19 protein-coding genes are annotated in these 24,042 nt (G+C 69.9%); 6 read left to right on the forward strand and 13 right to left on the reverse strand.

From position 1 onward, the window contains the following. The coding region (locus ABT063_RS32265) for a phosphopantetheine-binding protein (protein ID WP_351063231.1) at positions 1-682 on the reverse strand (682 nt) is incomplete at its 3' end. A gap of 362 nt (positions 683-1,044) precedes the next feature. Here ABT063_RS32265 and ABT063_RS32270 point away from each other — a divergent pair. Next, positions 1,045-1,866: a hypothetical protein gene (locus ABT063_RS32270; RefSeq protein WP_351063233.1), complete on the forward strand. Its 822-nt coding sequence runs from the start codon at positions 1,045-1,047 to the stop codon at positions 1,864-1,866. A gap of 114 nt (positions 1,867-1,980) precedes the next feature. On the opposite strand, the gene ABT063_RS32275 is transcribed toward ABT063_RS32270, so the two are convergent. The 3 genes from ABT063_RS32275 to ABT063_RS32285 are packed head-to-tail and all read right to left on the reverse strand — an operon-like array spanning position 1,981 to position 4,492. Continuing rightward, on the reverse strand, positions 1,981-2,673 hold the full coding sequence (locus tag ABT063_RS32275) for a thioesterase II family protein (protein WP_351063235.1): 693 nt from the start codon (positions 2,671-2,673) through the stop codon (positions 1,981-1,983). A gap of 41 nt (positions 2,674-2,714) precedes the next feature. Then, complete coding sequence (locus tag ABT063_RS32280; RefSeq protein ID WP_351063237.1) at positions 2,715-3,494, reverse strand: ABC transporter permease; 780 nt, start codon at positions 3,492-3,494, stop codon at positions 2,715-2,717. Beyond that, positions 3,494-4,492: an ATP-binding cassette domain-containing protein gene (locus tag ABT063_RS32285; protein WP_351063238.1), complete on the reverse strand. Its 999-nt coding sequence runs from the start codon at positions 4,490-4,492 to the stop codon at positions 3,494-3,496. The genes ABT063_RS32280 and ABT063_RS32285 overlap by 1 nt, the downstream gene beginning before the upstream one ends. A gap of 194 nt (positions 4,493-4,686) precedes the next feature. Here ABT063_RS32285 and ABT063_RS32290 point away from each other — a divergent pair, with 194 nt between their 5' ends. Further along, positions 4,687-5,112, forward strand: coding sequence for an SCP2 sterol-binding domain-containing protein (locus tag ABT063_RS32290; protein ID WP_351063240.1), 426 nt, complete (start codon positions 4,687-4,689; stop codon positions 5,110-5,112). Positions 5,113-5,239: 127 nt separating this feature from the next. Here ABT063_RS32290 and ABT063_RS32295 read toward each other — a convergent pair whose 3' ends face one another. Next, positions 5,240-6,892, reverse strand: a complete 1,653-nt coding sequence (locus ABT063_RS32295) for an AMP-binding protein (protein ID WP_351063242.1) — start codon at positions 6,890-6,892, stop codon at positions 5,240-5,242. A gap of 372 nt (positions 6,893-7,264) precedes the next feature. Between ABT063_RS32295 and ABT063_RS32300 the strand changes: the two genes are divergently transcribed. Then, entirely contained in the window at positions 7,265-8,062 is a 798-nt protein-coding gene (locus ABT063_RS32300) for a response regulator transcription factor (protein ID WP_351063244.1), read from the forward strand. A 60-nt stretch (positions 8,063-8,122) separates the two neighbouring features. Here the strand turns inward: ABT063_RS32300 and ABT063_RS32305 are convergent, their stop codons facing one another. From ABT063_RS32305 to wrbA, 3 genes are all read right to left on the reverse strand, one after another. Then, complete coding sequence (locus ABT063_RS32305) at positions 8,123-10,438, reverse strand: heavy metal translocating P-type ATPase (protein WP_351063246.1); 2,316 nt, start codon at positions 10,436-10,438, stop codon at positions 8,123-8,125. Between the two features lie 392 nt (positions 10,439-10,830). Further along, positions 10,831-11,010 carry a hypothetical protein gene (locus tag ABT063_RS32310; RefSeq protein ID WP_351063248.1) on the reverse strand — a complete coding sequence of 60 codons (180 nt, stop codon included), beginning with the start codon at positions 11,008-11,010 and terminating at the stop codon, positions 10,831-10,833. A gap of 153 nt (positions 11,011-11,163) precedes the next feature. Further along, a complete protein-coding gene (wrbA, locus tag ABT063_RS32315; protein WP_351063250.1) occupies positions 11,164-11,775 on the reverse strand; it encodes an NAD(P)H:quinone oxidoreductase in 612 nt (203 codons plus the stop codon). 154 nt (positions 11,776-11,929) lie between these two features. On the opposite strand from wrbA, the gene sigJ reads away from it, so the two are divergent. Beyond that, positions 11,930-12,868 (forward strand): RNA polymerase sigma factor SigJ, encoded by a 939-nt coding sequence (sigJ, locus tag ABT063_RS32320; RefSeq protein WP_351063252.1) that lies wholly within the window; start codon positions 11,930-11,932, stop codon positions 12,866-12,868. Between the two features lie 55 nt (positions 12,869-12,923). On the opposite strand, the gene ABT063_RS32325 is transcribed toward sigJ, so the two are convergent. From ABT063_RS32325 to ABT063_RS32345, 5 genes are all read right to left on the reverse strand, one after another. Beyond that, positions 12,924-13,589 (reverse strand): TRM11 family SAM-dependent methyltransferase, encoded by a 666-nt coding sequence (locus ABT063_RS32325; RefSeq protein WP_351063253.1) that lies wholly within the window; start codon positions 13,587-13,589, stop codon positions 12,924-12,926. An 11-nt stretch (positions 13,590-13,600) separates the two neighbouring features. After that, a complete protein-coding gene (locus ABT063_RS32330) occupies positions 13,601-14,866 on the reverse strand; it encodes an MFS transporter (protein ID WP_351063255.1) in 1,266 nt (421 codons plus the stop codon). After that, entirely contained in the window at positions 14,863-16,215 is a 1,353-nt protein-coding gene (locus tag ABT063_RS32335; protein WP_351063256.1) for an ATP-grasp domain-containing protein, read from the reverse strand. Before ABT063_RS32335 ends, ABT063_RS32330 begins: the two co-directional genes overlap by 4 nt. Next, positions 16,212-17,513: an ATP-grasp domain-containing protein gene (locus ABT063_RS32340; RefSeq protein WP_351063257.1), complete on the reverse strand. Its 1,302-nt coding sequence runs from the start codon at positions 17,511-17,513 to the stop codon at positions 16,212-16,214. The genes ABT063_RS32335 and ABT063_RS32340 overlap by 4 nt, the downstream gene beginning before the upstream one ends. A 161-nt stretch (positions 17,514-17,674) precedes the next feature. Continuing rightward, positions 17,675-18,673 (reverse strand): PLP-dependent cysteine synthase family protein, encoded by a 999-nt coding sequence (locus ABT063_RS32345; RefSeq protein ID WP_351063258.1) that lies wholly within the window; start codon positions 18,671-18,673, stop codon positions 17,675-17,677. A 228-nt stretch (positions 18,674-18,901) separates the two neighbouring features. On the opposite strand from ABT063_RS32345, the gene ABT063_RS32350 reads away from it, so the two are divergent. Both ABT063_RS32350 and ABT063_RS32355 read left to right on the forward strand, forming a co-directional pair. Then, positions 18,902-22,810 (forward strand): non-ribosomal peptide synthetase family protein, encoded by a 3,909-nt coding sequence (locus ABT063_RS32350; RefSeq protein ID WP_351063260.1) that lies wholly within the window; start codon positions 18,902-18,904, stop codon positions 22,808-22,810. Beyond that, positions 22,810-23,034: a tautomerase family protein gene (locus tag ABT063_RS32355; protein WP_351063262.1), complete on the forward strand. Its 225-nt coding sequence runs from the start codon at positions 22,810-22,812 to the stop codon at positions 23,032-23,034. Before ABT063_RS32350 ends, ABT063_RS32355 begins: the two co-directional genes overlap by 1 nt. Positions 23,035-24,042: the final 1,008 nt, after the last annotated feature.

Raw genomic sequence — 24,042 nt, forward strand, 5'->3', positions numbered from 1 at the left:
GCGACAACCGCTCCCGCACAGCGACCACCGCCGCCTCCACCTCACCCACCGACAACCCGCTCAGATCCGCGAAACCGACCTCCACCTCACCAACGTCCGCCAACACCTGCTGACGCCCGTCCCCACGCACCACCGCACGCAACATGCCGTGCCGCGCCACCAAACGCCTCAGCACCGCCGACGCACGCACCGGATCGAAATCCCGCGACTCCAGCTCCAGATACACATGCGTCGACACATCACCCAACTCGAACAACCCCGACCGCCCCAACCAATACGCATGCTGCACATCAGTCAGACCGAACGGCTCACCCCACCCCGCCACATCGGAACGCAGGGTCAGTTCCCTTTCGGCCTCGGCTAACGGCGCCTCGGCGGAGGAGACGATGCAGCGGTCGACGGCCGTGGCGAGGGCGCGCAGGCTGGGCATGGCGACGAGGTCGGTGAGCGCTATGGAAACGTCCAGCTCGGCCTCGATCGTGATCTGGAGCTCGGTGGCCTGAAGGGATTCCAGGAAGACGGATTCGTCGAGGTCGGCGGGTGCCTCGTGGCCGGTGATGCGGCGGTAGCGGTCGCGCAGGTAGGCGCTGATCTCCCGCATCCGGTCAGCCGGGGGGAGAGCGAGCAGGGCGCTGCGGTCGAGGGCGCGTATGTCGACGTTGCCGTTGCTGATCGGGGGCACTGGATCCTCCTGAAGGCGATGCGGGGAACGAACGCCCAGGGCCACTCGCCGGGCCTGGGACGGCGCCCCGCGCGGCGTGCGGGCATGCGGGCATGCGGGCATGCGAATCCCGGCCAGAGTCACGCGTGGCCGAAGCCGCCCAACAGCCCTGAATGACTGCCGGGAAGGCCGGACGCCCGAGGACGCTCACCGTGCTCTTTCGAGGGGGCTAAGGGCATGGCTCTTCGGACGCGTCGTGCTGGGATTGGCCGCTCGCGGTCCCCGGGGGGACGGTGCAGGGGATTGTCCGACCCGTCGAAGGAGCGACTGTGGAAGGCCCGTCCCGCTCAACCAAACGGCAGGTGAGGCGCACCCTGTTGCGCTTGGTGCCGATACTGGCCGTGCTCGTCGCGGCCGGAGCGTTCATCGTCGCGAACCGCACCCAGGCCATCACCCCCGACGGAACGCGCGTCACGCTCGCCATGGCACTCAAGGAATACCGCGATCACCCCTCGGCCCTCCGGAACGACCTGGGCCAGATCACGCGTCCGGTCGCGCCGAGTAAGGAGGTCAAGGGGTTCGCCAAACCGAAGGCCGGCGTCTACACGTACCGGACCGACGGCTCGGACTCGATCATCTACGACGGGGACAAGTACGAGCGTCCCTTCCCGAAAGTGACCCACGCCCGGGTGCTGCATGCCTCTGGCTGCGTGTGGGAGCTGTACTTCACCCCGATCGAGGAGCACACCGACGCTCACCGGCAGTGCAGCGGCAAGGGCGAATACCTGTGTCTGGCCCATATGCAGAAGGTGAGTTTCGCCGGTATCGAGGGTGACGAGGCCCACAAGTGCAATCCGGCCATGGTCCAGGTGGGCGGTGACGCGGTGAAGCCCGGTGGCAGGGAGGAGACCATCTGCGTCGCGCACGGAAACCGGGCCGCTATCAAGATCAAATATATCGGCGACGAGACCGTCACGGTGGACGGGGAGACCCGGGAAGCCCACCATGTGAAGATCGACAGCTATGTGAAGGGTGACGGTCTCGACGGTGATGCCGTGGCAGACGTCTGGTTCGACAAGGAAGACGGCTTGTATCTGAAGGTCGTCAGGTCGGCGGATGTGAACGTGGACCGCGGCGGCGGCAACAAGGGCACATACCGGGTCGAGGCGTCGTACATGCTGGAGTCCCGGACGCCCAAGGTCTGAGCGCTCCGTTTCCTCCAGGCCGTGCCCGTGCGCACGGCCACCTCTTCCCGCACAGACCGCGGCGGGGCCACCCCGGCCAGAGGGGTGGCCCCGCTGCGGCGTTCGCCGGGTGGATCACCGTACCGGTGAGGTCGTCTCCTCCCGGATACGGTCCAGCACCGGCTCGGGGTTGTCGGCGACGAAGAAGTGACCTCCGGGCACAGTGTGCAGATCGAAGGTGCCGGTGGTGTGCAGCCTCCAGAGAGCGCACTGTTCGGTGGGCGCCCGGTCGTCGTCGACACCGGTCATGGCCACAATCCGGCAGTCCAGGGGCCGTCCGGGGGTGTAGCGGTAGGTCTCGGCCGCACGAAACTCCGCCCGCAGGCCCGGTTCGGCCGCCTCGCGCAGCTCGGCGTGGTCCAGGAGTTCCGGCGGGGTTCCACCGAGCGCGCACACCTCCGCCCAGAACTCGGCCGTGGGCAGGCCGGCCAGTTTCCGCCCCGGCGACGGCAGGTGGGGGGCGACGTGGCCGGTGGCGAACAGCACCGCCGGACCCTGGCCGCCGCGGGCGCGCAGTGCGCGGGCGGTCTCGAAGGCGACCAGCGCGCCGAGGCTGTGGCCGAGGAACAGATACGGGCGGCGCTCGGCGGCCAGGTGGTCGGCGCATGCCTCGGCCAGGGCGGTCACCGAGTCCGGCGCCGTCGGTGCCCTCCCCGGGAACCTGGCACCGCGGCCGAGAACACGCATCTCCACGGAGGTGAGCCGATCCCCCCAGGAACGGTAGGGGGAGTCGGCGCCACCGGCGTGGGGGAAGCAGTACAGAAGCATGGGGGGTTACTCCTCTGTGCGGGGCGAGCGGCGGGCCCGGCTCAGTCGCCCACCATGCGGGTGAAGGCCGGGACGACGAAGATCTGCGTGACGACGGTGAGCCCGACGAGTACCGCCAGGGCCTTCAGCAGTGCCTCCGTGACCGTGCCGCTCTCCGGCCCCGTCATCAGGGCGCGGATGCCCTCGATGACATAGGTGAACGGATTCCATGTGGTGAGCGAGGCCAGCCAGTCCTGCAGCAGGTACGGCGGGGCGGCGGCGGGGCTGGCGAACAGCAGCAGCACCGAGAGGGGGGCCATGGCGAGCGGGGCCTGCGGATTGCGGGTGCGCAGTGCCACGACGTAGAAGACGCCCCCGTACGCGACCGACCAGAACGAGGAGAGCACCAGGAGCAGGATGACACCGGCCGGGCCGGAGTCGATGCGGGCCCCGAGAAGCACGCTGACCCCGAGCACCACGAGGCCGGCCGGCACCACCCGGAGGGCGTCGAACATGAGCCTGGACAGCAGCAGTGCCAGAGGGCGCACGGGTTGCAGCCGTAGCCGGTCGAGGAATCCGCTCTGCGCGTCGAGAACCAGGGCGGTGGCCGAGTAGCCGGAGCCCATCATCCCCGTGAACAACAGCAGTCCGGGCGCCATGTAGGCGGCGTAGGGGGTGACGGGGAAGCCCGGGATGAAAGCCATGCGCTCGTAGCTGGACGCCACGAGGGTGATGAGGAACATCGGGAAGAGGACGGGGAAGACGAAGGCGATCACGGGGCTTCGCAAGCCCTCGCGGAGGTTGCGGTTGAGCAGGGTGAGGGTTCCTGAGAGAGCGGACATCAGATTCCTCCTCGGCCCGTGCCGACGGTCCTGGCGAGGGCGGCCGCGGCGACACTGCCGTCGTCTCCGGTCCTGCGTTCCAGCCCTTCACCGGTGAGACGGATGAAGACTTCTTCGATGGTCGGATCGGTCACGGTGACTCCGGCCAGGGGGATGCCCCGGTCGTGCAGCCTCCTGAGCAGGGACGGCAGGATGTCGTCGCCCGCCGGCAGGTCGATCCGGAGAACGTCGTCGGCGGACCGGCAGGCGGCCTCGCCGACGACGGAGGCGGCCAGTTCGAGGGCCTCCGGGGTGGCCGGCAGGGTGAGGACCTTGCCACCGATGCCGTTCTTGAGCTCCTGAGGGGTGTCGATCACAGCAACCGCACCCTTGTCGAGGATGGCGATGCGGTCACACAACTCGTCGGCCTCGTCGAGGTACTGGGTGGTGAGGAACACGGTGCCGCCGCTCTGCCGGTAGCTGCGGACGAAGCCCCACAGGGCCCGCCGGCTCTGCGGGTCGAGGCCCGTGGTCGGTTCGTCCAGGAAGAGCACCTCCGGACCGTGCAGCAGGGCGAGTGTCGCGTCGAGGCGACGTCGCATGCCCACCGTGTAAGTGGCGACGAGCCGATCGGCCACCTCGGTGAGTCCGAACCCGGTGAGCAGTTCCTCGACGCGCTCGGTGCGCCGGGCGGGGCGCATCCGGCGCAGGGACGCGATGAGGTGCAGATGCTCGCGGCCCGTCATGAGGGGGTCGAGCGCGGCCTGCTGGAGTGACAGACCGATACGGTCGCGCACCTGCGATCGGTGCTTGACGACATCGAGTCCCAGGACCCGAGCCTGGCCCGATGTCGCACGGGTGAGGGTGGTCAGGATACGGACCGTGGTGGTCTTGCCCGCTCCGTTGCGGCCGAGGAAACCGAACACTTCCCCCTCGGCCACCTCGAAGTCGACCCGGTCCACGGCCACTGTTCCGTCGTCGAACGCCTTGTGGAGGCTCCGCGCCTCGATGATGGACATGCCGTTCAGCGTCTTGCCTCGGGTTCCCGCTGAACAGCGCTGTTTCGGAGCGTCGTTCGTGCCCCGCGCGGCATCCGTTCTAGGTGGCCGTTCGGGCCCGTCGGGCGTGCTGTGACTCGGCCGTCCCGTTGGCCCTGGGTGCCGCTGCGGCGCTTCGGTACAACGGTGGCACCGGACCAGACCGAGGGGATGTCGTGAGCGTCTTTCCCAGCGCAGAGTGGCTGAATTCGTACGTCGGGCTCATCAATTCCTCAGAGGAGTTCGAGGAGGCGGCACGCACGTTTCAGGCCGAGATCGCCTTCGTCTTCGAAGCGGAGGAGGACCGAGGAGTGCAGGCCGACATCTGGTGCCATACAGAATTCGGCGAAGGAAAATGCAAATCCGCCATCTACGATGTGGGCCCGGACGGTGCGGGCAACACCACTTTCGTGATCAGGGCGCCCTATTCCGTGTGGAAAAGCGTCATCGAGGGCGAGACGGACCCCATCGAAGGGATGCTGGACGGCGACCTCCTGGTGACGGGCCATTTGCCCACCCTGCTGAAATACGTGCGAGCGACGGACGAACTGGTGTCACTCGCCGCCCAGGTGTCCAGCAGCTTCGTCGACGAGATGCGCTGAGCCACGGCGACCGTGGCTGAAGCCGCCCGGCCGGGTGTTCACACCGGCGGGGCGGCTTCCGCGTGTGCGGCCCTGTTGGGGGGCGGCTCCGGTGCACCGCTCGGCGCCCGGCGGGCTGCGGGGTGGTTCAGCGCGCGGTGGCGACGACGTCGAGCTCACCCGCGAGGTACCGGTCACGGCAGGTGCCGCGGCGCTTCTTGCCCGACGATGTCTTCGGCAGGGTGGTGGGGCGGACGAGGACGACTTCGGCGGGGGCGTGCTGTGCGGCCCTGCGCAGCCGCTCGAACAGGTCGTGGGCGAGCCGGTCCTGACTCGCGGCACCGCCGGTGCCCTCGGCGACCACCACCATGCGCTCCTGGTCGGGGAGGGAGAACGCGATGACGTTTCCCCCGCGCACGCCGGGGACCGCCTCGGCCACGATCTCGTAGTCCTCCGGGTAGAGGTTGCGCCCGCCCACGATGATCAGGTCCTTGGACCGGCCGCAGATGTACAGCTGGCCCTCGTGCAGGAAGCCGAGGTCACCGGTGTCCATGTGTGCGCCGGTGAGACGCCCCATGCCGTCAAGAGGCGCGTCGGGACCGGTCCAGTAGCCGTCGGTCACACCGGGGCCGGTCACGCGCACCTCGCCGATCTGTCCGTCAGGCAGGGGCTCGCCGCCAGGGCCGTGCACCGTGACTCCGGTGCCGGGCAGTGGGCTGCCGCAGGAGACCAGCGGGCGGGCCGGAAGCTCGTGGTCGCCCGACTGGCGCGGTGCCCGGTCGGGGTCGAGCACATGGACCGGGGTCGTGGCGGACGCCGCCGTCACGACGAGCGTGGTCTCGGCCATACCGTAGGTGGGGCAGAGCGCCTCGGCGGGCATGCCGCTCTTGCCGAGGACCCGGACGGTTTCCTCCACCGTGTCTGCCGTCACCGGTTCCGCGCCGTTGATGGCCACCCGCAGCCGGGACAGGTCGAGTGCCGCGGGCCGCAGCTGCTGCGCCCTGACGGCCAGCCGGTAGGCCGAGTTGGGGGCGGCGGTGATCTCGGCGCGGTGGGCGGTCACGGTCTCCAGCCAGCTCGACGGCCGGCTGAGGAAGTTCTCGGTGGGCATCACGACGGTGTGCACCCCCTGCACCAGCAGGCCGACCACCGAGACGATGCCCATGTCGTGGTAGAAGGGCAGCCAGCTGACGTAGGTGTGCCCGGGGCGCATGCCGAGTGACGCCATGCAGGCGGAGACGTTCCCGACCAGCTGACCCTGGCGTACTGGAACGGCCTTGGACGACCCGGTGGTACCCGAGGTGAACTGGAGCAGGCCGAGGGCGGAGCCGTCGGGCACCGCGGGCTCGGGCGCCTGAGGACCCGACAGTGTGGATTCGAACCCCAGCACCCGGCACCCGGAAGGCACCCGGGTGCTCAACTCGGGTGCGCGATCGGTGAGTAGGAGGTGAGCTCCCGATGTGACGATCCGGTGAGCGAGCAGCCCTCCGGTGGAGGCCGCGTCGTCCGGACGTTCGTGCGGCAGCACCACCGGCACGGCACCGAGCCGCCACAGCCCGAAGAGGTTCAAGAGCAGTCCCACAGACGTGGGCGCGAGCACGCAGACGTGCTCCCCGGGGCGGACACCCGCATGGTGCAGCCGGGCCGCTACGCCGGTCGACATGTCATCAAGTTCGGTCAGTGTCAGGCGGGTCGGCCGCATGGCCCGGTCGAGCACGGTGAGTGAGCCGCCTCGCCGCGCCGAGTGGCGCAACGCGGCCGGTATCGACAGCTGTTCGGTTCCCAGGGAGTCGGCGGTCATGGGACGTAGCCCTCTCGGGTAGCGGGAAGCACCGGCGTTGTCCCACGCTATGCGGATCACCGCCGACTCGCGTCCGTCCTTGGGAGACGCCGTCCGGGGGTGCCCGAAAGGCTAGTGGATTCACTGCCCCCGTGCCTCGACGTTGATCGCCGAAAATCGGATGGCGTGATTCATTCGGACAGATCCGGAGGCGGCAGTGGGCGGTCTTGCCCGCGCGCCAAGTCGTCATCTACTGTCTTCCCGATCTACTAGCCCAGCGTAGTAGAACACGGGGTGAAGCGTCTTCGACATCATACCGGCAGCGCTCTAAACGACGTTGAAATGCGCCAATGCCGACAGCGGTCGACGCAGGCAATCGGTCCCCTGTCCGCCGTGACCACGAACTCACGGCGCCGCCCCATTCCCGAAATTGTTCAGCGCGCGATTCCATCCAAAGGAAATCTTCCCGGCCGAGTAATCAGGAGAAAAGTCGTGACCGAGACAGCTCGCACCAGCGCCCTCGAGTACTCATCCACGACCCACGACGGGCTGGACATCGCTCTTTTCGTTCCGAACGAAGTGGCGAGGTTCGGCCTGCGCACCATGCTGGCCTCGATCAGGGTGCGACATCTGATCGAGGCCACCTCGTTCGAGGAACTCTCGGAGCACCTGCAACGAGCGCCCGTCGATGTCCTGATCATGTCCTGTCCGGGTCAGGACGTCACCCAGCAGGAAGAGCCCCTCCGTGAGATCTCCGCGATGAACGTCAAGGTACTGTTCCTGCTGGAGAGCGCATCGGAGCGCATGATCATACAGGCGGCCTCGCTGCCCGTCGACGGCTTTCTCGTGCAGTCCGAGCTGACCAGGAACGCCCTGGCCGACGCGCTGCGCCGGATCAGCAACGGCGAGCTGTCCATGCCCTCGACCCTCGCGCGCGAGCTGCTGTCCCAGGTACGCGAGCGAAACGGCGCCAAGGCGCCGCGTCCGGTGTCCCTGACTCCGCGGGAGCAGCAGGTGCTCTCGCTGGTCGGGGACGGTCTGAGCAACAAGCAGATCGCTCGCCGACTCAGCATCTCCGAGCACGGCGCCAAGCGGCATGTGGCGAACGTCCTGGCAAAGTTGAACAGCCCCAACCGAACCCTGGCCGTGGTGACCGCGCTCAAGGAGGGGCTGCTTCCACCTCAGGCCTGAGCGGTGGCCCGCCGCGTCACCGCGCAACGGACACGGCCGCCCAGCGAACAGCAGACCGGATCATGGCACCCGCGCACCGGGCGTCCCGGCGGGGCGCCATGACCGCAGCCGCAGGCTGTTGCCGACGACCAGCAGTGAGCTCCCCGACATGGCGACTGCGGCAATCATCGGGTTGAGCATGCCGGCGGCCGCGATCGGGATGAGAAGAATGTTGTACGTGAATGCCCAGGTCAGGTTGGAGCCGATGGTCCCCATGGTTCGCTTGGCCAACTCCAGGGCGTCCACGACCGCCAGCGCGTCCCTCCGCATCAACGTCACCGACGCGGCTCCGACGGCCACGTCCGTACCGGTCCCTACGGCCATGCCGAGTTCGCACCCCGCCAGCGCGGCCGCGTCGTTCACGCCGTCACCCACGACCGCCAGAACGCGGCCCGTGGCCTGCAGGCGCGCCACGACCTCGGCCTTGTCCTCCGGCGACGCGGAGTGCCGTACCTTCTCGATGCCCAGCTCATCGGCAACCGCACGGGCCGGCCCCGGGCCGTCCCCGGTCAGCATCATGACCTCTACGCCCAGCCTCCGCAGCCGCGCCACCAGTTCGACGCTGCCCTGCCGCAGCGTGTCCCCGAGTGTCAGCACGGCCACGCACGCGCCGTCGATCTCCACCAGGACCGCTGTGCGGCCTGCGGCGTCGGCCCGGTCCCTGGCGTCCCGCAGCACGTCCGGCAGCCGGGTACCGGAGGATATCCGTCGCACGCACAGGGCGTGACCCTCCACGGTTCCGCGCACCCCTGTGCCGGCCATGGCGGTGAACTCCGAGACGGCGCTGGGAGCGCGGCCCGCCACAGGCGCAGCGGCGGCGATGGCACGACCGACGGGATGCTCGGACAACTGCTCCACGGCCGCCGCCAGTCGCAGAACGGCGGCGGCCGACCAGCCGTCGACGGTCACCGTGTCCAGAAGGCACATCTTGCCCGAGGTGAGTGTTCCAGTCTTGTCCAGCACCACGGTGTCGACGGCCCGTAGTCTCTCCAGCACCTCGGGGCCCTTGAACAACACGCCGAACTGCGCGCCACGTCCCGTGGCCGCGAGCAGCGCGGTGGGGGTGGCCAGCCCGAGCGCGCAGGGGCAGGCCACCACCAGCACGGCGACGGCGGTGGTGACAGCACCCTGCGAACTGGCGCCGGCGCCCAGCCAGAAACCCAGGACGGATGCCGCGAGCGCGAGCACCACAGGCACGAACACCCCCGCGACACGGTCCGCGAGCCGCTGTATCCGGGCCTTGCCCGCCTGGGCCTCCCACACCAGTTGGGTTATCCGGGCGAGCCGGGTGTCGGCCCCCACCTCGGTCGCCCGTACGACGAGGCTCCCGCCGGCGTCCAGTGTTCCGCCGGTGACCCGGTCGCCCGGTCCGACCTCTCGGGGCACGCTTTCGCCGGTCAACAGGGACAGGTCGATCGCGGCGCTGCCGCTGACGACCACGCCGTCGGTGGCCACCCGCTCCCCCGGCCTGACGAGAAACCGCTGCCCCGGCACCAACTGAGCAACAGGAACGCGCCGTTCGACCGGCGGTTCGCCGGGCGACCCGTCATCGAGGACCGTGACATCCTTCACCACGAGCTCGGCGAGGGCGTGCAGCGCGGAGCCCGTCCGGCGCCGCACCCGATCCTCCATCAGTCTGCCGCACAGGACGAACAGGGGGATGCCGACGGTCGCCTCCAGATAGACGTGGTCGTGTCCACCGTCCGTACTCAGGGAGAACGGCATGACCAGCCCCGGCGTGCCGGCGGTGCCCAGGAACAACGCGTAGCACGACCACAGGTACGAGGCGGCGATGCCCAGACTGACCAACGTGTCCATGGTCGCGGTCGAGTGCCGCAGGGCACGCAGCGCCCGGCGGTGGAACACCTCGGCGCCCCACAGGGCCACCGGGGTGGCCAGCAGGAAGCAGACCCACTGCCAGTTGCGGAACTGCAGCGCGGGGACCATGGACACGAGCAGTACGGGCAGGGCCAGAACCGCGATCAGCACCACCTTGACGCAGTCCTCGTCGCGGCACCCGGTCGCAGGGGGCTCGGGTGCGCCTTCGTCCGTGATCCGGTCGGCCGTGTATCCGGCGCGCCGCACGGCATCGAGGAGGTCCCCCACGGGTACCCCGGCCGGGTGGACGACTCGGGCTCGGCCAGTGGCGAGGTTGACGCCACAGGTGACGCCCTCGATGCGGTTGAGCCGCTTCTCGACGCGGGCCGCACAGGAGGCACACGTCATTCCGCCGACGGCGAGATCGGTCGTGAGCAGCGAGCCGTCGCCTCGGGTGGTCACCTGGCCTTGCCCGGCGTCCGTCGGCGCCGCGGGGTACATCCCGGATCCGGTGCTCATCGGGTGTGCTCCGCGGAGTGCGATACCTCGTCCCGGGGGTAGTGCCACCCCGGACGCACCTCCGGTGGCACCGGCCCAACCGCGCGCCCGACCATGTAGAACACGGCACACAGCGTCCCCAGGACCAGTACGAATCCGATCGGTCTGCCATAAGCGAAGGAAGATCGCAGTCGCTGTTCTGCATCCATGGCCAGCTAGTCGCGTCCACGGGGCGTGGGGTTCCCGCACATCCCGGATCGCTCCGGCGTGCGTTCCTGTGATCCAGAACGTCCCGTAGGCGCCCCATTGGCGTCAGGCTGTACTCCTGGACGCCTCGACGCCTCGACGAGCACGCCCGCTGCGAGACGGTAGGAGCCCACTCGGGTCATGGCCCGCGGAGTGGTGCAGTCGCCTCACTCCTCGCGGGTTCGCAGGTCGAGGCGGTGATCGGCCTGGCACCCGGCGCCGAGCGGCCAGCCCCTTCCCGGAACGAAGTCGCCCAGGATGCGCACCCGTTCGGCAGGCGCCTCGCTGCGCGCCGTCGGGCGGGCCAGGCGGCTGTGCCCGCGCCCCGAGCCGCATTCCCTGGGCATGCGGCGGTTGCCACCACTCAACAGCCGACGCACGTGTCACCACCCCCCGTGTCCGGGGCCATCGCGTCGCCGCCGCTGACGGCAGCCAGCGGCGGCACATTCTTCACCGGTCAGCGGGCCGGTCCGCGGCCGACCCGCGAGTTCCGCTCCGGGTCAGGCGACGCGGCCGGCCTTGAGTGCGGCCGCGATCTCGACGGCACGGCGCGCCTGGTGGCGGGCCGCCTGCAAAGGAACCTCGCCGGGCGCGCCGTCGCCGGCCACGTGGGAGGTGCCGTAGGGGTTGCCCAACTGGTTCATGATCGGGTCGGTGTAACCGGGGGGCACGATGACGCCACCCCAGTGGTAGAACGTGTTCGCCAGCGCCAGGAGAGTGGACTCCTGACCGCCGTGCGCGGTGCCGGAGGAGGTGAAGGCCGAGTACACCTTGCCCGCGAGCTTGCCCTGTCCCCACAGCGGACCAGTGGTTTCGATGAACGCCCGCAGCTGGCTGGCCGGGTTGCCGAAGCGGGTCGGGGTACCGAAGAGCACCGCGTCGGCCCAGTCCAGGTCATCGTGGCTCGCCAGGGCCACATCGGCGGTGTCCTGAAGGTGCTGGGCCCACTCCGCCCTCGAGTTGACCGCCTCCTCCGGGGCCGTTTCCGCAACCTTGCGCAGTCGCACCTGCGCGCCGGTCTTCTCCGCACCCTCGACGAACGCCTGCGCCAAGGCGTGCACGTTGCCCGTGGCGCTGTAGTAAATGATCGACACATTCACGGATTCCGACATCGGTTCCCTTCCTTCTTCACCGGGATACTGTTCCGTTCACCAGTTACGACGACGCAGCCCCGCGCAATGTGAGGCGACCCGCCCACCTCACATTTCACTGCGATGTCTCGTCGAACTGAACGGGGACACAACGACCGAGGGAGTCGGCGACACCATGACCAACCCGCCCGAGTCCGAGCACGGCCCGGCCGATCCGGGCCTGAGCGCGATCATCAGCGAGCGGCACCAGCTGATCAATCTCACGTACCGGCTCCTCGGCTCGCTGACCGAAGCCGAGGATGTCGTACAGGAGACCTACACCCGCTGGTACGCCATGTCTCCGCAGCAGCGGGAGGCCATCGAGTCCCCCGGTGGCTGGCTGACGACCGTCGCCAGTCGCATCTGCCTCGACCTGCTCGGCTCGGCACGGGCCAGGCGGGAGCGCTACGTGGGCGAATGGGTCCCGGAGCCACTGCCCGCGGCTACGGAGTGGATCAGCGGGCGGTGGGGCGGCGGCACCACGGCCGACCCGGCCGACCGGGTCACCCTCGACGAGTCGATCACCATGGCCTTCCTCGTCGTGCTCGAGTCGATGACGCCGGCGGAACGCGTCGCGTTCGTCCTGCACGATGTCTTCCGCTACTCCTTCGCCGAAGTGGCCGATATCGTCGGCCGGACGCCAGGGGCATGCCGCCAGTTGGCCTCGTCGGCCCGCCGCCGCATACGCGGGTCGCAGCCCGCCGCAGCGCCGGCAGCCCGGCGCGCCGACATCGTCAGGACCTTCAAGGAGGCCTGGGAGGCCAAGGACATCGACGCCCTCATCCGCCTGCTGGCCCCCGACGCCACGGCGACGGGCGACGGTGGTGGACTCGTGCCGGCCGCGATCCGCCCGGTCGAAGGCGCCGAGCAGATCGCGCGCTTCTTCGCCGGCCGGATGGACGCGGTGACCGACCTGACGCTCGTGGAGAGTACGGTCAACGGTCAGCCCGGCCTGGTCGCTCAGGTGGACGGCGTCCCCGTCTCGGTGCTGGCGTTCGACGTCGCGGAGGACCGGATCAAGCAGATCTGGTCGGTACTCAACCCCGACAAACTCCGGCTCTGGAGGACGGGCTGACCCGCACCCGGGCACCCTGGTGGCGAGGCCGGCTGACGATCGAGGGCGGCCGGCCTCACTTCTGAGCCATCAGCAGATACTCGTGCGAACGGTTCGTCCGCATCGGGTCGTCCTCGTCCTTGGCCGGCCAGTCGTAGAGGTGGACGCGCTCGTCCCCCAGGGTCAGATGGCGGCCGAGCACGCGCGCGGCGTCCCAGGCCAGCGGGACGAAGCGGTCCGCGACACGACGGTTCTGGACGGCGACGACGGCGTAGGCGCCCGGCCGCATCACCCGTGCGATGGCCGCGAAGGCCTCGTCGAGCGCCGCCAGATAGGCGTCGTAGTCGCGCAACGCGTACATCTGGCCCGGGTCGGGCGATTCGAGGTCCAGATTGGTGCCGAAGTACGGCAGGTCGCACAGGACCAGGTCCACGGTGCCGGGGTCGAGTGGAGGCGTGCGGGCGTCGCCGCAGAGCATGCGCTGCTCCGGGTAGCGCGCGACGCGCTGCCGTGCTTCCTGCGCTCGGGACGGGTTGATTTCGATGCCGACCCCAAGCCGTCCCTCGGCCGCGCAGGCCACCAGTGTGGTGCCCCAGCCGGCGAAGGGATCGAACACCAAGTCGCCGGGCTTGCTCAACTCCGCGATCAACGGCCGCAACTGGCTGACGAGACCGCTCTGTCCCGCGGCCTCCTCCAGGGCGAACTCCGGGTCCTCGTCGCCGAGCACGCGCCAACTGGACATCCCCATGAGGGTCACGCAACCTTTCTGGTGGAGCCGGTTCGGGAGACGGCCGGTTCGGCCTCGGGCAGCACCGGATGCACCGATGCCGGAGGCAGCCCGCGTTCGAGGCGCAGCACGCCCAGCGCGGAGCCTGCCGTGGCCACCGCGAGAAGCAGCCACATCCCGGTGGCCGACACCGACAGCAGCGCCGTGAACACGGTCGGCGCGAGCGCGATGGGCACCGCCCACGACAGCTGGTAGACCGCGAGATGGCGGCCACGGGTCTCTTCCGGCGCGGCCTGGGCCACCAGCGCGGAGGCCGTGGCGCCGTGCAGCAGTTCGCCCGCGGTGAACGCCGCGGTCGCCGCGAACACACCGGCGATCAGTACGGCCCCGGTCGACAGGTTGCCGAGCACCGCGAAGGTGACGAAGGACAGCGCGAAGATGCCCGCGCCGAGAGCCACCGCACGCGTTCTGCGGTACTTGACCAGGACCCGGGTGACCGGAATCTGCAGCACCGCGATGCCGACCGTGTTGACCGCGTACAGGACGCCCACCAGCGATACGGAGGCGTCCAGTTCACGGGTGAGATACACCGGGAGGGCCACGGGCAGCACCATGTACCCGAAGGCCGTTGGGATGTTCAGGAGCGTAAGGCCCAGGAACGGACGGTTGCGTGCCACCATCCGGTAGCCGCCCTTGCGGGAGACCCGGCCGCCCCCGGGCCGTGTCGACGTGCCGGTGCGGATCGTGCTGAGCAGCCCGGCAGACAGCAGATAGCCGGCGGCTGCCCCGAGCACGACGAAGTAGAACCCGGACTCGTCGAGGGCGAGGGCCGCGCCCGCGAGGAGTCCGCCCACGCCCATCCCGGCGTTGCGCAGGCTGCGCTGCAGGGCGAGCAGCTTGTCCCGCTCGGTGCCTTGCACGATCTCCGCCACGAAGGACTGGATGGCCGGCGGATAGGAGGTGTCGCCGAGGGCGACCGGCAGCATCACCGCGAACATGGCCACGCCGTTGTCGACCAGGGGATAGGTGCAGAACGCCGAGGCCCGCAGCACATACCCGCCCACCAGCACGGTGCGGGCGCTGAAGCGGTCGATGAGGACGCCGGCGATCGGGTTGCTCACCAGGCCGATCACCGCTGCCGTGGTCACGATGGCACCGACCTGGGTGAGCGGCAGACCGGTGACGTGGTGGAAGTAGAGGAGCGACAGCGGCAGGTACATGCCGCTGCCGGTCGCGTCGACGACCATGCCCAGCATGTACTTGAAGCGGACGGACGACAGCTTCCGCATCATGATGCCTCCGCCGGCTCGGCGCCGTTCCCGGGCTGTGCCGGGGTGGCGTCCTCGGACAGCGCCACGATCTTTGTCTCGGCGATGACCCGGGCACCGAGGGCGCGTAGCCGGCGCTCGCACTCGACGCGGGTCGGGGCCGAACCCACCGCCGCCGTGAGGAAGTCCGCTGAGCCCGCGGCCGGGGCGATCACCTGGCCCTCCTCGGCGAAGAGCCAGAAGCCCTTCACCCACTCCTCGTCGGGGACGGCGGGGAGCGAGCGCACCAGGCCGGGCCGCTTCATGGTGAGCACTTGTCCCGACATGCAGCGCGGTCGCAGCGGCGCCCCGTCGCCGGCGGCGCCCTCGATCACGGGCAGCGAAAGACCGGCCTCCGCACGGGTCACCTGCACGGCGAGCTGGATTCCGAAGAGGGTCTCGAAGACCTCCCGGATCTTCGCACCGCCCGACCGGCCCGCGATCTCGCACAGCACCAGACGGTCGTCGGGCGTGTGGAAGACCTCCGCGTGGAAGGCGTGGGTGCGCAGCCGGGAGCCCTCGGGCTTCAGGGCTGCCAGGGTCTGCTCGATCAGCGCGAGCAGCCGGGGGGTGAGCGGATCGTCCACGTCCAGGGTCAGGTCGACGCGCGGCCCGGGGTCGGCCCCGAACGAGGCCAGGTCGTACTGGTACTGGGAAGGCCAGGCAGCCACGGTGCGGCCCTGCACCACCAGCCCGTCGACGTGGCACATCCGCCCGGGCACGTAGGCCTCGATGAGCAGGTCGTCCCGCGAGCCGTCCCGGTAGGCCCGCGCCAGCCGCAGCTCCAGCTCGTCCCGGTCGGCGACGATGCTCAGGCCGATGGAGTTGTAGCCCGCCCGGTTCTTCAGCACCACGGGGAAGCCGTGCAGCCCGGCGAAGTCGCGGGCCTGCCGGGCGGTGCCCGGCACGGTGTGCGGGGCGACCTCGATGCCGGCCTGCCGGGCCAGCCGCTTCATCAGGGCCTTGTCGCGGAACGGTGCGATGTCGGCGCTCCACGCCCCGTCGAGGCCGAGGCGCTCGCGCAGCTGGGCGGCCAGGGCCACGTCCGCCTCGTGGTGGGCGATGACGTGGGTGATCCGGTACTCCTCGGCAAGGGCGAGCGCGCGGGCCGGCACCGCCTCGTCGTCGAGGGTGCCGAAGAGTTCGAGGTGGGTGAAGTCGTGATCGGCGGCTCCCGGAGTCTTCTCGCCTGCCAGCTCGATCTTGTCGCGGGCGGCGAGGACGACGATGTCGCCGGGATATGTGCGGCCGTCGAGGCCGGGGGCGTTGCCGTCCAGCCACTGGCGGTAGGGGAAGGCGGCGAAGGGGTTGCGGTGCAGGATGAGGACGCTCATGACCAGATCACCGTCCGGTCGCTCACCGGGGCGACTTCGGCCAGGCCCGGCCGGCCGTAGGGATCCCTCACCCGGACCTTCACCAGGTCGCCGATGAGTTCGGCGCCGCGCCGGATCGCCGCGGTGGTGTCCTCGCCGGTCACGGCGACCAGGCCGAGTCGGTCCCAGTTGTCCCGCAGGGGACGTACCGTCTCCCCGGGCTTGGCACTGATGCGCACCGCCAGCACATCGGCGAGAGCCTGTGCCTCGGTCACGCCGTCCACCGACTCCACGATGTCGCCCGGCCGGCCCACCACCGACCGCACGGCGGCCCCGCCGCGCGCCTCGGGCCGGTCGGGGAGTTCCTCGGCCAGGCCGAACAGCGCGGCGAGGGCGAGCTTGACGGTGTCGATGCCGTAGACGCTGTGCACCAGGTCGGTGATGGCGTCACCGGCGACCCGGTTGTGGCTCTCGATGACGCGGGGGCCGCGGGCGCCGATCCGGATCTCGGTGTGGCAGACGCCGTCCTTGACGCCGAGCCGGTCCAGGAACCCGATGACGGCCGCACGTACCCGCTCGTCGACCGCCGCACCGAGCCGGGCGGGGACCGCGTGCCCCAGTTCGGCGAAGTGCGCGGGGTCGGTGAACTTCTCGGTGATGGCGATGACCACATGGCGTCCGGCGGAGCTGAAGGACTCCACGCTGTACTCGGGGCCCTCGAGGTACTCCTCCATCAGGAAGTCCTGAAGCAGCAACAGCGTCGAGACCCGGTCCGTCCTAGTGCCGGACAGCCGCCGCACCTCGGCCCAGACCCGCTCGGCGTCGGCAGGTCCGTCGAGGCGGTGCACGCCGATGCCGGCGGTGGCGTCGGTCGGCTTCACGATGAAGGGGTAGCCGTGCCGCTCCCCGAAGGCGTCCAGGTCCTCGCGCACGCGCAGCGGCTCGGCGCGGACCGCGTCGGGGTCGAGCCCGGCCAGGTGCTCACGCATGACCACCTTGTCGCGGAAGCGCCGGGTCACCTCGTGGCCGGTGCCGCCCAGGGCGAACAGGTCGTTGACGCGGGCCGCGTTCTCCAGACCCGGCTCGGTGATCGAGATGGCGGCGGCGAAGCCGGGGGAGTCCCGGAGCCGCTTGGCTATCGGCTCGACCAGGTCCCAGCGGGTGTAGTCGACGACCTCCACATGGTCGGCGAGGCGCTCCTGCTCGGCGGTGACCTTGGTGGGGTGCTGCAGCAGCAGGACGTACAGGCCCAGTTGCTTGGCCTTGGCCACTGTTTCGTCGGTGGCGCCGACGAGCAGCAGTGAACGCTCAGGATTCATGTGTCGGTTGCGCTCCGTTCCTGTGTACGGGCTGGCGTCCGTGCGCGGGCTCTCCGCGGGTGGCGGGATGGGCAGGTGGCCGACCCGCACCCGGTGCGCTGCCGCACGCGGGCGGATCCCCAGGGTCCGCCGGCATCGCGAGGGCGAGGCGTGCACCCGGTTCATCCGGCCCGCCGCGCAGCGGTGCCGCCCGTGGCACGGGGGCGCGCCTCGGGGACCGCCTGGGCCTCGGACCACCAGCTGAGGTAGCGCTCTCCGGTGTCCGGGAAGACGGTGACGACCGTGGCACCGGCCAGGTCGTGCCGGCGCGCGAGTTCCACGCAGCCGTACGCGGCGGCGCCCGACGAGACGCCGGCCAGCAGTCCGGTGGAGGCGGCGATGGCGCGGGTGGTGGCCGCGGCGTCCTCGTCCTCGACGGCGATCACCTCGTCGATGACCGTGACATCGGTGACCGGGCTGGTGAATCCGCCATTCAGGCCGGGGATGCGGTGCGGTCCCGGCTCGCCGCCGGACAGCAGGGGCGAGCCCGCGGGTTCGACGGCCACGACCTTCAGCTCCGGGTTGTGCTCCCGAAGACAGCGGGCGACACCGGTCAGGGTGCCGCCGGTGCCGACACCACACACCAGATAGTCGACTCGGCCGCCGGTGTCCCGCCAGATCTCCGGGCCTGTCGTCTCGTAGTGGGCCCGTACGTTGTCGGCGTTCCGGTGCTGGGCGGCATACCAGGAGCCGGGGGTCGCGGCGTGCAACTCCTCGGCACGTTCCACGCAGCCGGCGAAGCCGAGGGTGTGGTCGGTGAGTTCCACCTCGGCGCCCAGCACGCGCAGAGTCAGCAGGCGCTCCCGCGAGGCGTTGTCGGGAAGCACGATCCGGCAGCCGTAGCCGCGGGCGGTGGCCAGCGCGGCCAGGGCGATGCCGGTGTTGCCCGAGGTGGACTCGATGATCGTCGCACCAGGCCGCAGTGTCCCCGCCTCCTCGGCGGCGCGCAGCATGAACAGGGCGGCGCGGTCCTTGATGCTGGACAGCGGATTCGCCGCCTCCAGTTTGGCCAGCACATGTGCTCCGACGGGCAGCCCGGCGAGTCTCAGCCGCAGCATCGGGGTGTCGCCCACAAGTTCCTCGAGTGAGCCGACGACACTGCCGGTGGATAGTTCGGTCACAGGGCCCTCCGGATCAGTTCTGCTCGACACGTGCCGCGGGTTCGGTGCGCCCCCGTGGGCACATGCTGGTCCAGAATCTGCCGCTCCCTGTGCGGGATGACCACGCGGCCCATGGTTCGGGTTGCCGCACTGCATTGATTGCGGGGGTCACCCGCGGAGCCGCACGTGACTCGAATCCGTACGTTCGAGCCGGAGGTCGAAGACCTATCCGAGTACGGGGGTACGTTGATGAAGAGACAGGACACCGGCGAGACATGTCTGTCCGATCTGCTGAATGCCCAGGCTCGTGCCCGTCCCGGCGACATCGCCGTCATCCACGAAGGCGAGTCGCTCACCTTCCGCGAACTGGCCGACCAGGCCGATGACGTGGCTCGGTACCTGCGCCACCTCGGCGTCGGCGCCGATGACTGCGTGGGGCTGTTCGTCGAGCCCTCACTGGATCTGATGATCGGCGCCTGGGGCATTCTGCGCTCGGGCGGAGCCTGTCTTCCGCTCTCGCCCGATTATCCGGAGGAGCGCATTCGCCATATCGCGCAGGATGCCCGCATGGCCGTCGTCCTCACTCAGGGCTTCCTGCGGAACCGGCTCGCGGAGTTCCTCGCCGCAGATACCGTCGTCATCACCCTCGAAGACGTCGTGGAGTTCATGAAGGGCCGGTCCGGCGCGGATGCGGCCGAGCTGCCCGACGGTCCGCGCACCACGGACCTGGCGTACATCATCTACACCTCGGGCAGCACCGGGAAACCCAAGGGCGTGGCGATCGAGCACCGCTCCATCGTTCACCAGATGCGCTGGCTCGCCGACGCCTTCGCGCTCGACGCGGCCAAGACCGTTCTGCAGAAGACCCCGATCAGTTTCGACGCCGCCCAGTGGGAGATCCTGGCCTCCGCCTGCGGAAGCCGGGTCGTGGTCGGGTCCGGCGGCATCCACCGGGACCCCATGCGCCTCATCGAGACCGTCACCCGCCATGCCATCACGACCTTGCAGTGTGTGCCGACGCTCCTTCAGGCCCTCGTCGACACCGACGAACTCGACCGCTGCACATCGCTCACCCACCTCTTCAGCGGCGGCGAGGCGCTGTCCCGGGCGCTGGCGAGGAAATTGACCCAGGCGCTGCCAGGGACCACCCTGGTCAATCTCTACGGCCCCACCGAGTGCACCATCAACACCTCGGCCCACATCGTCGCCCCCGCCGCCCTCGGCGAGGGCCCCGAGACCCTTCCGATCGGCACGCCCGTGCCCGGCCTGCGCTATCACATCCTGGACGCCGAGGGCCGTCCTGTGGCGGCCGGCGAGACGGGCGAACTGCACATCAGCGGCGTCCAGTTGGCGCGCGGTTATCTGCACCGGCCCGAGCTCACCGCCGATCGCTTCCGGCCGGTCCCGGCACTGCGGCCGGGACCGTCTGGCGATGAGCCCGGTCACGACCGGCTGTTCAGCACCGGTGATCTGGCCTACTGGAACCCCGACGGCACCGCCCAGTTCACGGGCCGGGCAGACAACCAGGTCAAGCTGCGTGGCTTCCGGATCGAGCTGGACGAGATACGCCTGGCCATCGAGGCCCACGACTGGGTGAAGAACGCCGCCGTGCTCCTGCGCACCGATCCGCTCACCGAAGTGCAGAACCTCGTGGCGTGCATCGAACTCAGCCCCCGGGAGGCCGTGTTGATGGACCAGGGGGAGTTCGGTGAACACCATGTGTCGAAGTCGTCCAAGCTCCAGGTCAAGGCACAGCTGTCGGACCCGGGCGTGCGGGACGCGGCCGATCTGTCCGGGCGGCCCACCTCACGTCTGCCCGGCGCCACCGCCAGCCCCGAGCAGCGGCGCCGGGCCTTCGCCCGCAAGACCTACCGCTTCTACGAGGGCGGCCGGCTCAGGGTCGCGGACGTGCTGGCGGCGATCGGGCGGCGGACCGAGGGTGCCGGATCGCGTCGCCCCGAAGAGCTGACCTTGCACGAACTAGGCGTGATACTCCGCGACTTCGGGCAGCACCACAGCGACGAGCGGCTGCTGCCGAAGTACGCGTACGCCTCTCCCGGATCCCTCTACGCGACACAGCTGTACCTGGAGCTCGCCGGGATCGCTGGCCTGGCGGCGGGTTGCTACTACTACCACCCGGTCCATCACGAGCTGGTGCTGATCCACCGCATCGAGGCAGCGGCCCGCCCCGGGGTGCGCGCACACTTCATCGGCCGCAGATCGGCGATCGAGCCGGTGTACAAGAAGAACATCCATGAAGTCCTGGAGATTGAGGCCGGGCACATGGCCGGCCTGTTCGACGAGGTGCTGCCCATCCACGGCCTCGCCCTCGCCGAGGCGACGTACGACAACGGTTTGACCCAGCTCCTGGGCTGCGGCGAGGACGACCACTACCTGGGTTCCTTCGAGCTGGTGCCCTGGACGGCGGCCCACGCGCAGGCACCCGCGCAGCGCTCCCTCGACATCTACGTGCAGTTCCATCCTGGCAGCGACGCCGGGCTGCCCAGCGGCCAGTACCTGTACCGGGAAGGCCGACTGCACTGGATCAGCCGCGAGCTGGTCTCCAAACGGCATGTGGTCGCCATCAACCAGGCCGTGTACGACCGGTCCGGGTTTGGCATCACCCTCGTCAGCCGCGCCGCCGAGCAAGGCAGGGAGCGGCTGAGCTATCTGGACCTGGGCCGCGAGGTGCAGCACCTGATGATGAACACCGGCAACCTGGGCCTCATGCCCGCGGGGTACAGCTCGCGCGCCGGAGATGACCTGCCCGCCGCCAGGCGCATGACGGCAATCCTTCGGGAGACTCCGCAGCCCACCGGGCCTTCGTACTTCTGCGTCGGCGGCAAGGTCAGCGAGGAGCAGCTCCGCCACGAAGGCATGTACGAGGACCAGGTGCACATGAAGGGACCGGAGGAGCTGATCAGGGATGATCTGGCCTCGTCCCTGCCCGAGTTCATGCTCCCGAGCCGGATTCTGGTACTGCCCGAGCTGCCGCACACCCCCAACGGCAAGCTCGACACCAAAGCCCTCGAAGGGCACGTCGACGAGGCGGCGGCCCGTGCCCATCCGGTGGTGGAGCCGCGCAATCAGATCGAGGCGCGGCTGTGCGGTCTGTGGAGGACGGCCTTGAAGCGGGACTTCGTCTCCGTGCACGACGACTTCTTCCAGCTCGGCGGGAATTCGCTGATCGCGGTCGCCTTGGTCAAGCGGATCAACGAGGCATTCGGCTGCAACATGCCCCTCCAACTGCTGTTCAAGGCGACCACGGTGGCGAAGCTGGCCGAGGCGGTGAGCACCAGAGCCGCCGTCGCCGCCTCCCGGGTCACCCCGCTGCGGTCCGAGGGCAGCGAGCCGTCCGTGTTCTGCTGGCCGGGGCTCGGCGGTGTCACGATGAACCTGCGGCTGCTCGCGGCCCGTGCGCCCGGGGACCGGCCGGTCTACGGCATCCAGTCGCACGGCATCAACGAGGGCGAGACGCCGCTCGCGTCCATCGAGGAGATGGCTGCCGACGATGTGGCGGCGCTGCGGCGCGTCCAGCCGGAGGGGCCCTACACGCTGTGGGGCTACTCCTTCGGCGCGCGGGTCGCCTTCGAGGCGGCGTGGCAGCTGGAGCAGTCGGGCGAGCGGGTGGAGCAACTGTTTCTGCTGGCACCGGGATCGCCGCGGGTGGCCGGCGCCCCGCAGGCGGCACCGGGCACGGCCGTGGCCGACTTCGCCGATCCCGTCTTCACCACCATCCTCTTCTCCGTCTTCGCCGGCACGGTCCGCAGCCCGGCCCTCGACGAGTGCCTGCGCCGGTCCACCGACGCGGAGAGCTTCGCGCAATTCATCGACCGCCAGTTCCCGCAGCTGGATCCCGGGCTGATCCGCCGCGTGGTGGCCGTGGTCTGCCGTACCTACGGATTCACCTACGACCACGTCGACCCGGCCACACGCCGGGTCTCTGCGCCCGTCACGGTGTTCCGGGCACGTGACGACGCACCCTCCTTCATCGAACACGCACTGGGCCACACGACGCCACCGCCCACCATTGTCCAGCTGGAGACCGACCACTACGGGGCGCTGCGCGACCCGGGCGTCGGCGAGCTGGTCAAGGCGCTCCAGCGCGCCACGCCACGACCGACATCACGCCCGGCAACGCGGACAAGGATGCTCTGATGCCTCACGTGACCATTCAGCACTTCCCGAAGTCCCTCACCGCCGAGCAGCGGTCGCGCCTGGTGGAGCAGGTGACGGCCGCCGTGCAGGAGGCGTTCGAGGTAGAGGAGCGGGTGATCTCCCTCGCTCTCGTGCCCATCGCACCGGAGGACTGGGACGCACATGTCTACCAGCCCGAGATTGTCGCGCACCGCGAGCGGTTGGCGAAGGCGCCGGGCTACTGAGCGGGGCCCGCTCGACATGCCTGACTCCTCACGGCCGGGCCGCCCCGGCAGCATGCCGGTACAACACCGACCTGACGCGGCGCCACTAGAGTATCGAGCCAGGATCACTGGGGTGACCGGGAATTGGGGTTGCGACTTCCGGGGCGTTCACCAAGGATCTGAGGGCGGTAACTGCCGGCACGGTGCGGACCACCTGTGGCCGGCTGCCGCACTGGGGGCCGGTCATGAGGGGGCCGGGGGTTCGAGAAACGGGGGAACCGTATGCGCGTGCGCCGCTGCAGGCTGGAACCAAGGCTTCGTGCAAGACCGTCGGAATCCGATGAGCAAGTGGATCTCCGTCGGCGGTTGTCTCCAACCGGCGGTCAAGAAGGCGATCGCGGGCACGGGCCACGAGCGGTCGCAGAACAACCGTGGACCGACGGCGCTCCCGGTGGCCGAGAGCGGACCGTTGACCGCCGGATGTCCGAGGGCTGCGGACGAGGCGGCGCTGAGTTCGCCGCTGGTCGCGCTCATCGCCCCCGCAGACTTCCTGGCTCCGGTCCGCGCCGGGATCGGCGAGGCAGGAGAGCCCCCCGCACGGCACGCGACGTCTCTTCGGTCGTACCGCACAAACACACCCTCCGTCCTGACCACTCCCACCAGGTCCGCGGCCCCGGACCTGCCCGCCCCGGCGGGCGCCCTCAGCCGCGCGCTGGTCACCATGGGCCATCGCCCGGCCGGGGCCCGGCATCGCACGGAGCAGACGCGGCGTGAGTGGGAGCGGCTGACCGGCGGCTCTCCACCCGGCGTCGGCCTCGCCCATGGCCCCATCGTCGCCCCCGGCCGGGTGACCACCCACCCGGCACTCGCCGGTGTCCGGATCGTCGTTGAGCGGGTCGCCGCCGTCCGCGGCTTCCGCCGTAGGAGGGCCACCGCGCGACGTCCCACTCTCCATGCTGGTCGGCGCCTCCGGCACTCCTGCGGTCGGCATGGCCGGGTCGAGCGCGCTGGTCGCGGCGCGGCTCTGCC

Source organism: Streptomyces sp. NPDC002838, from assembly GCF_040295365.1.
Taxonomy (GTDB): domain Bacteria; phylum Actinomycetota; class Actinomycetes; order Streptomycetales; family Streptomycetaceae; genus Streptomyces.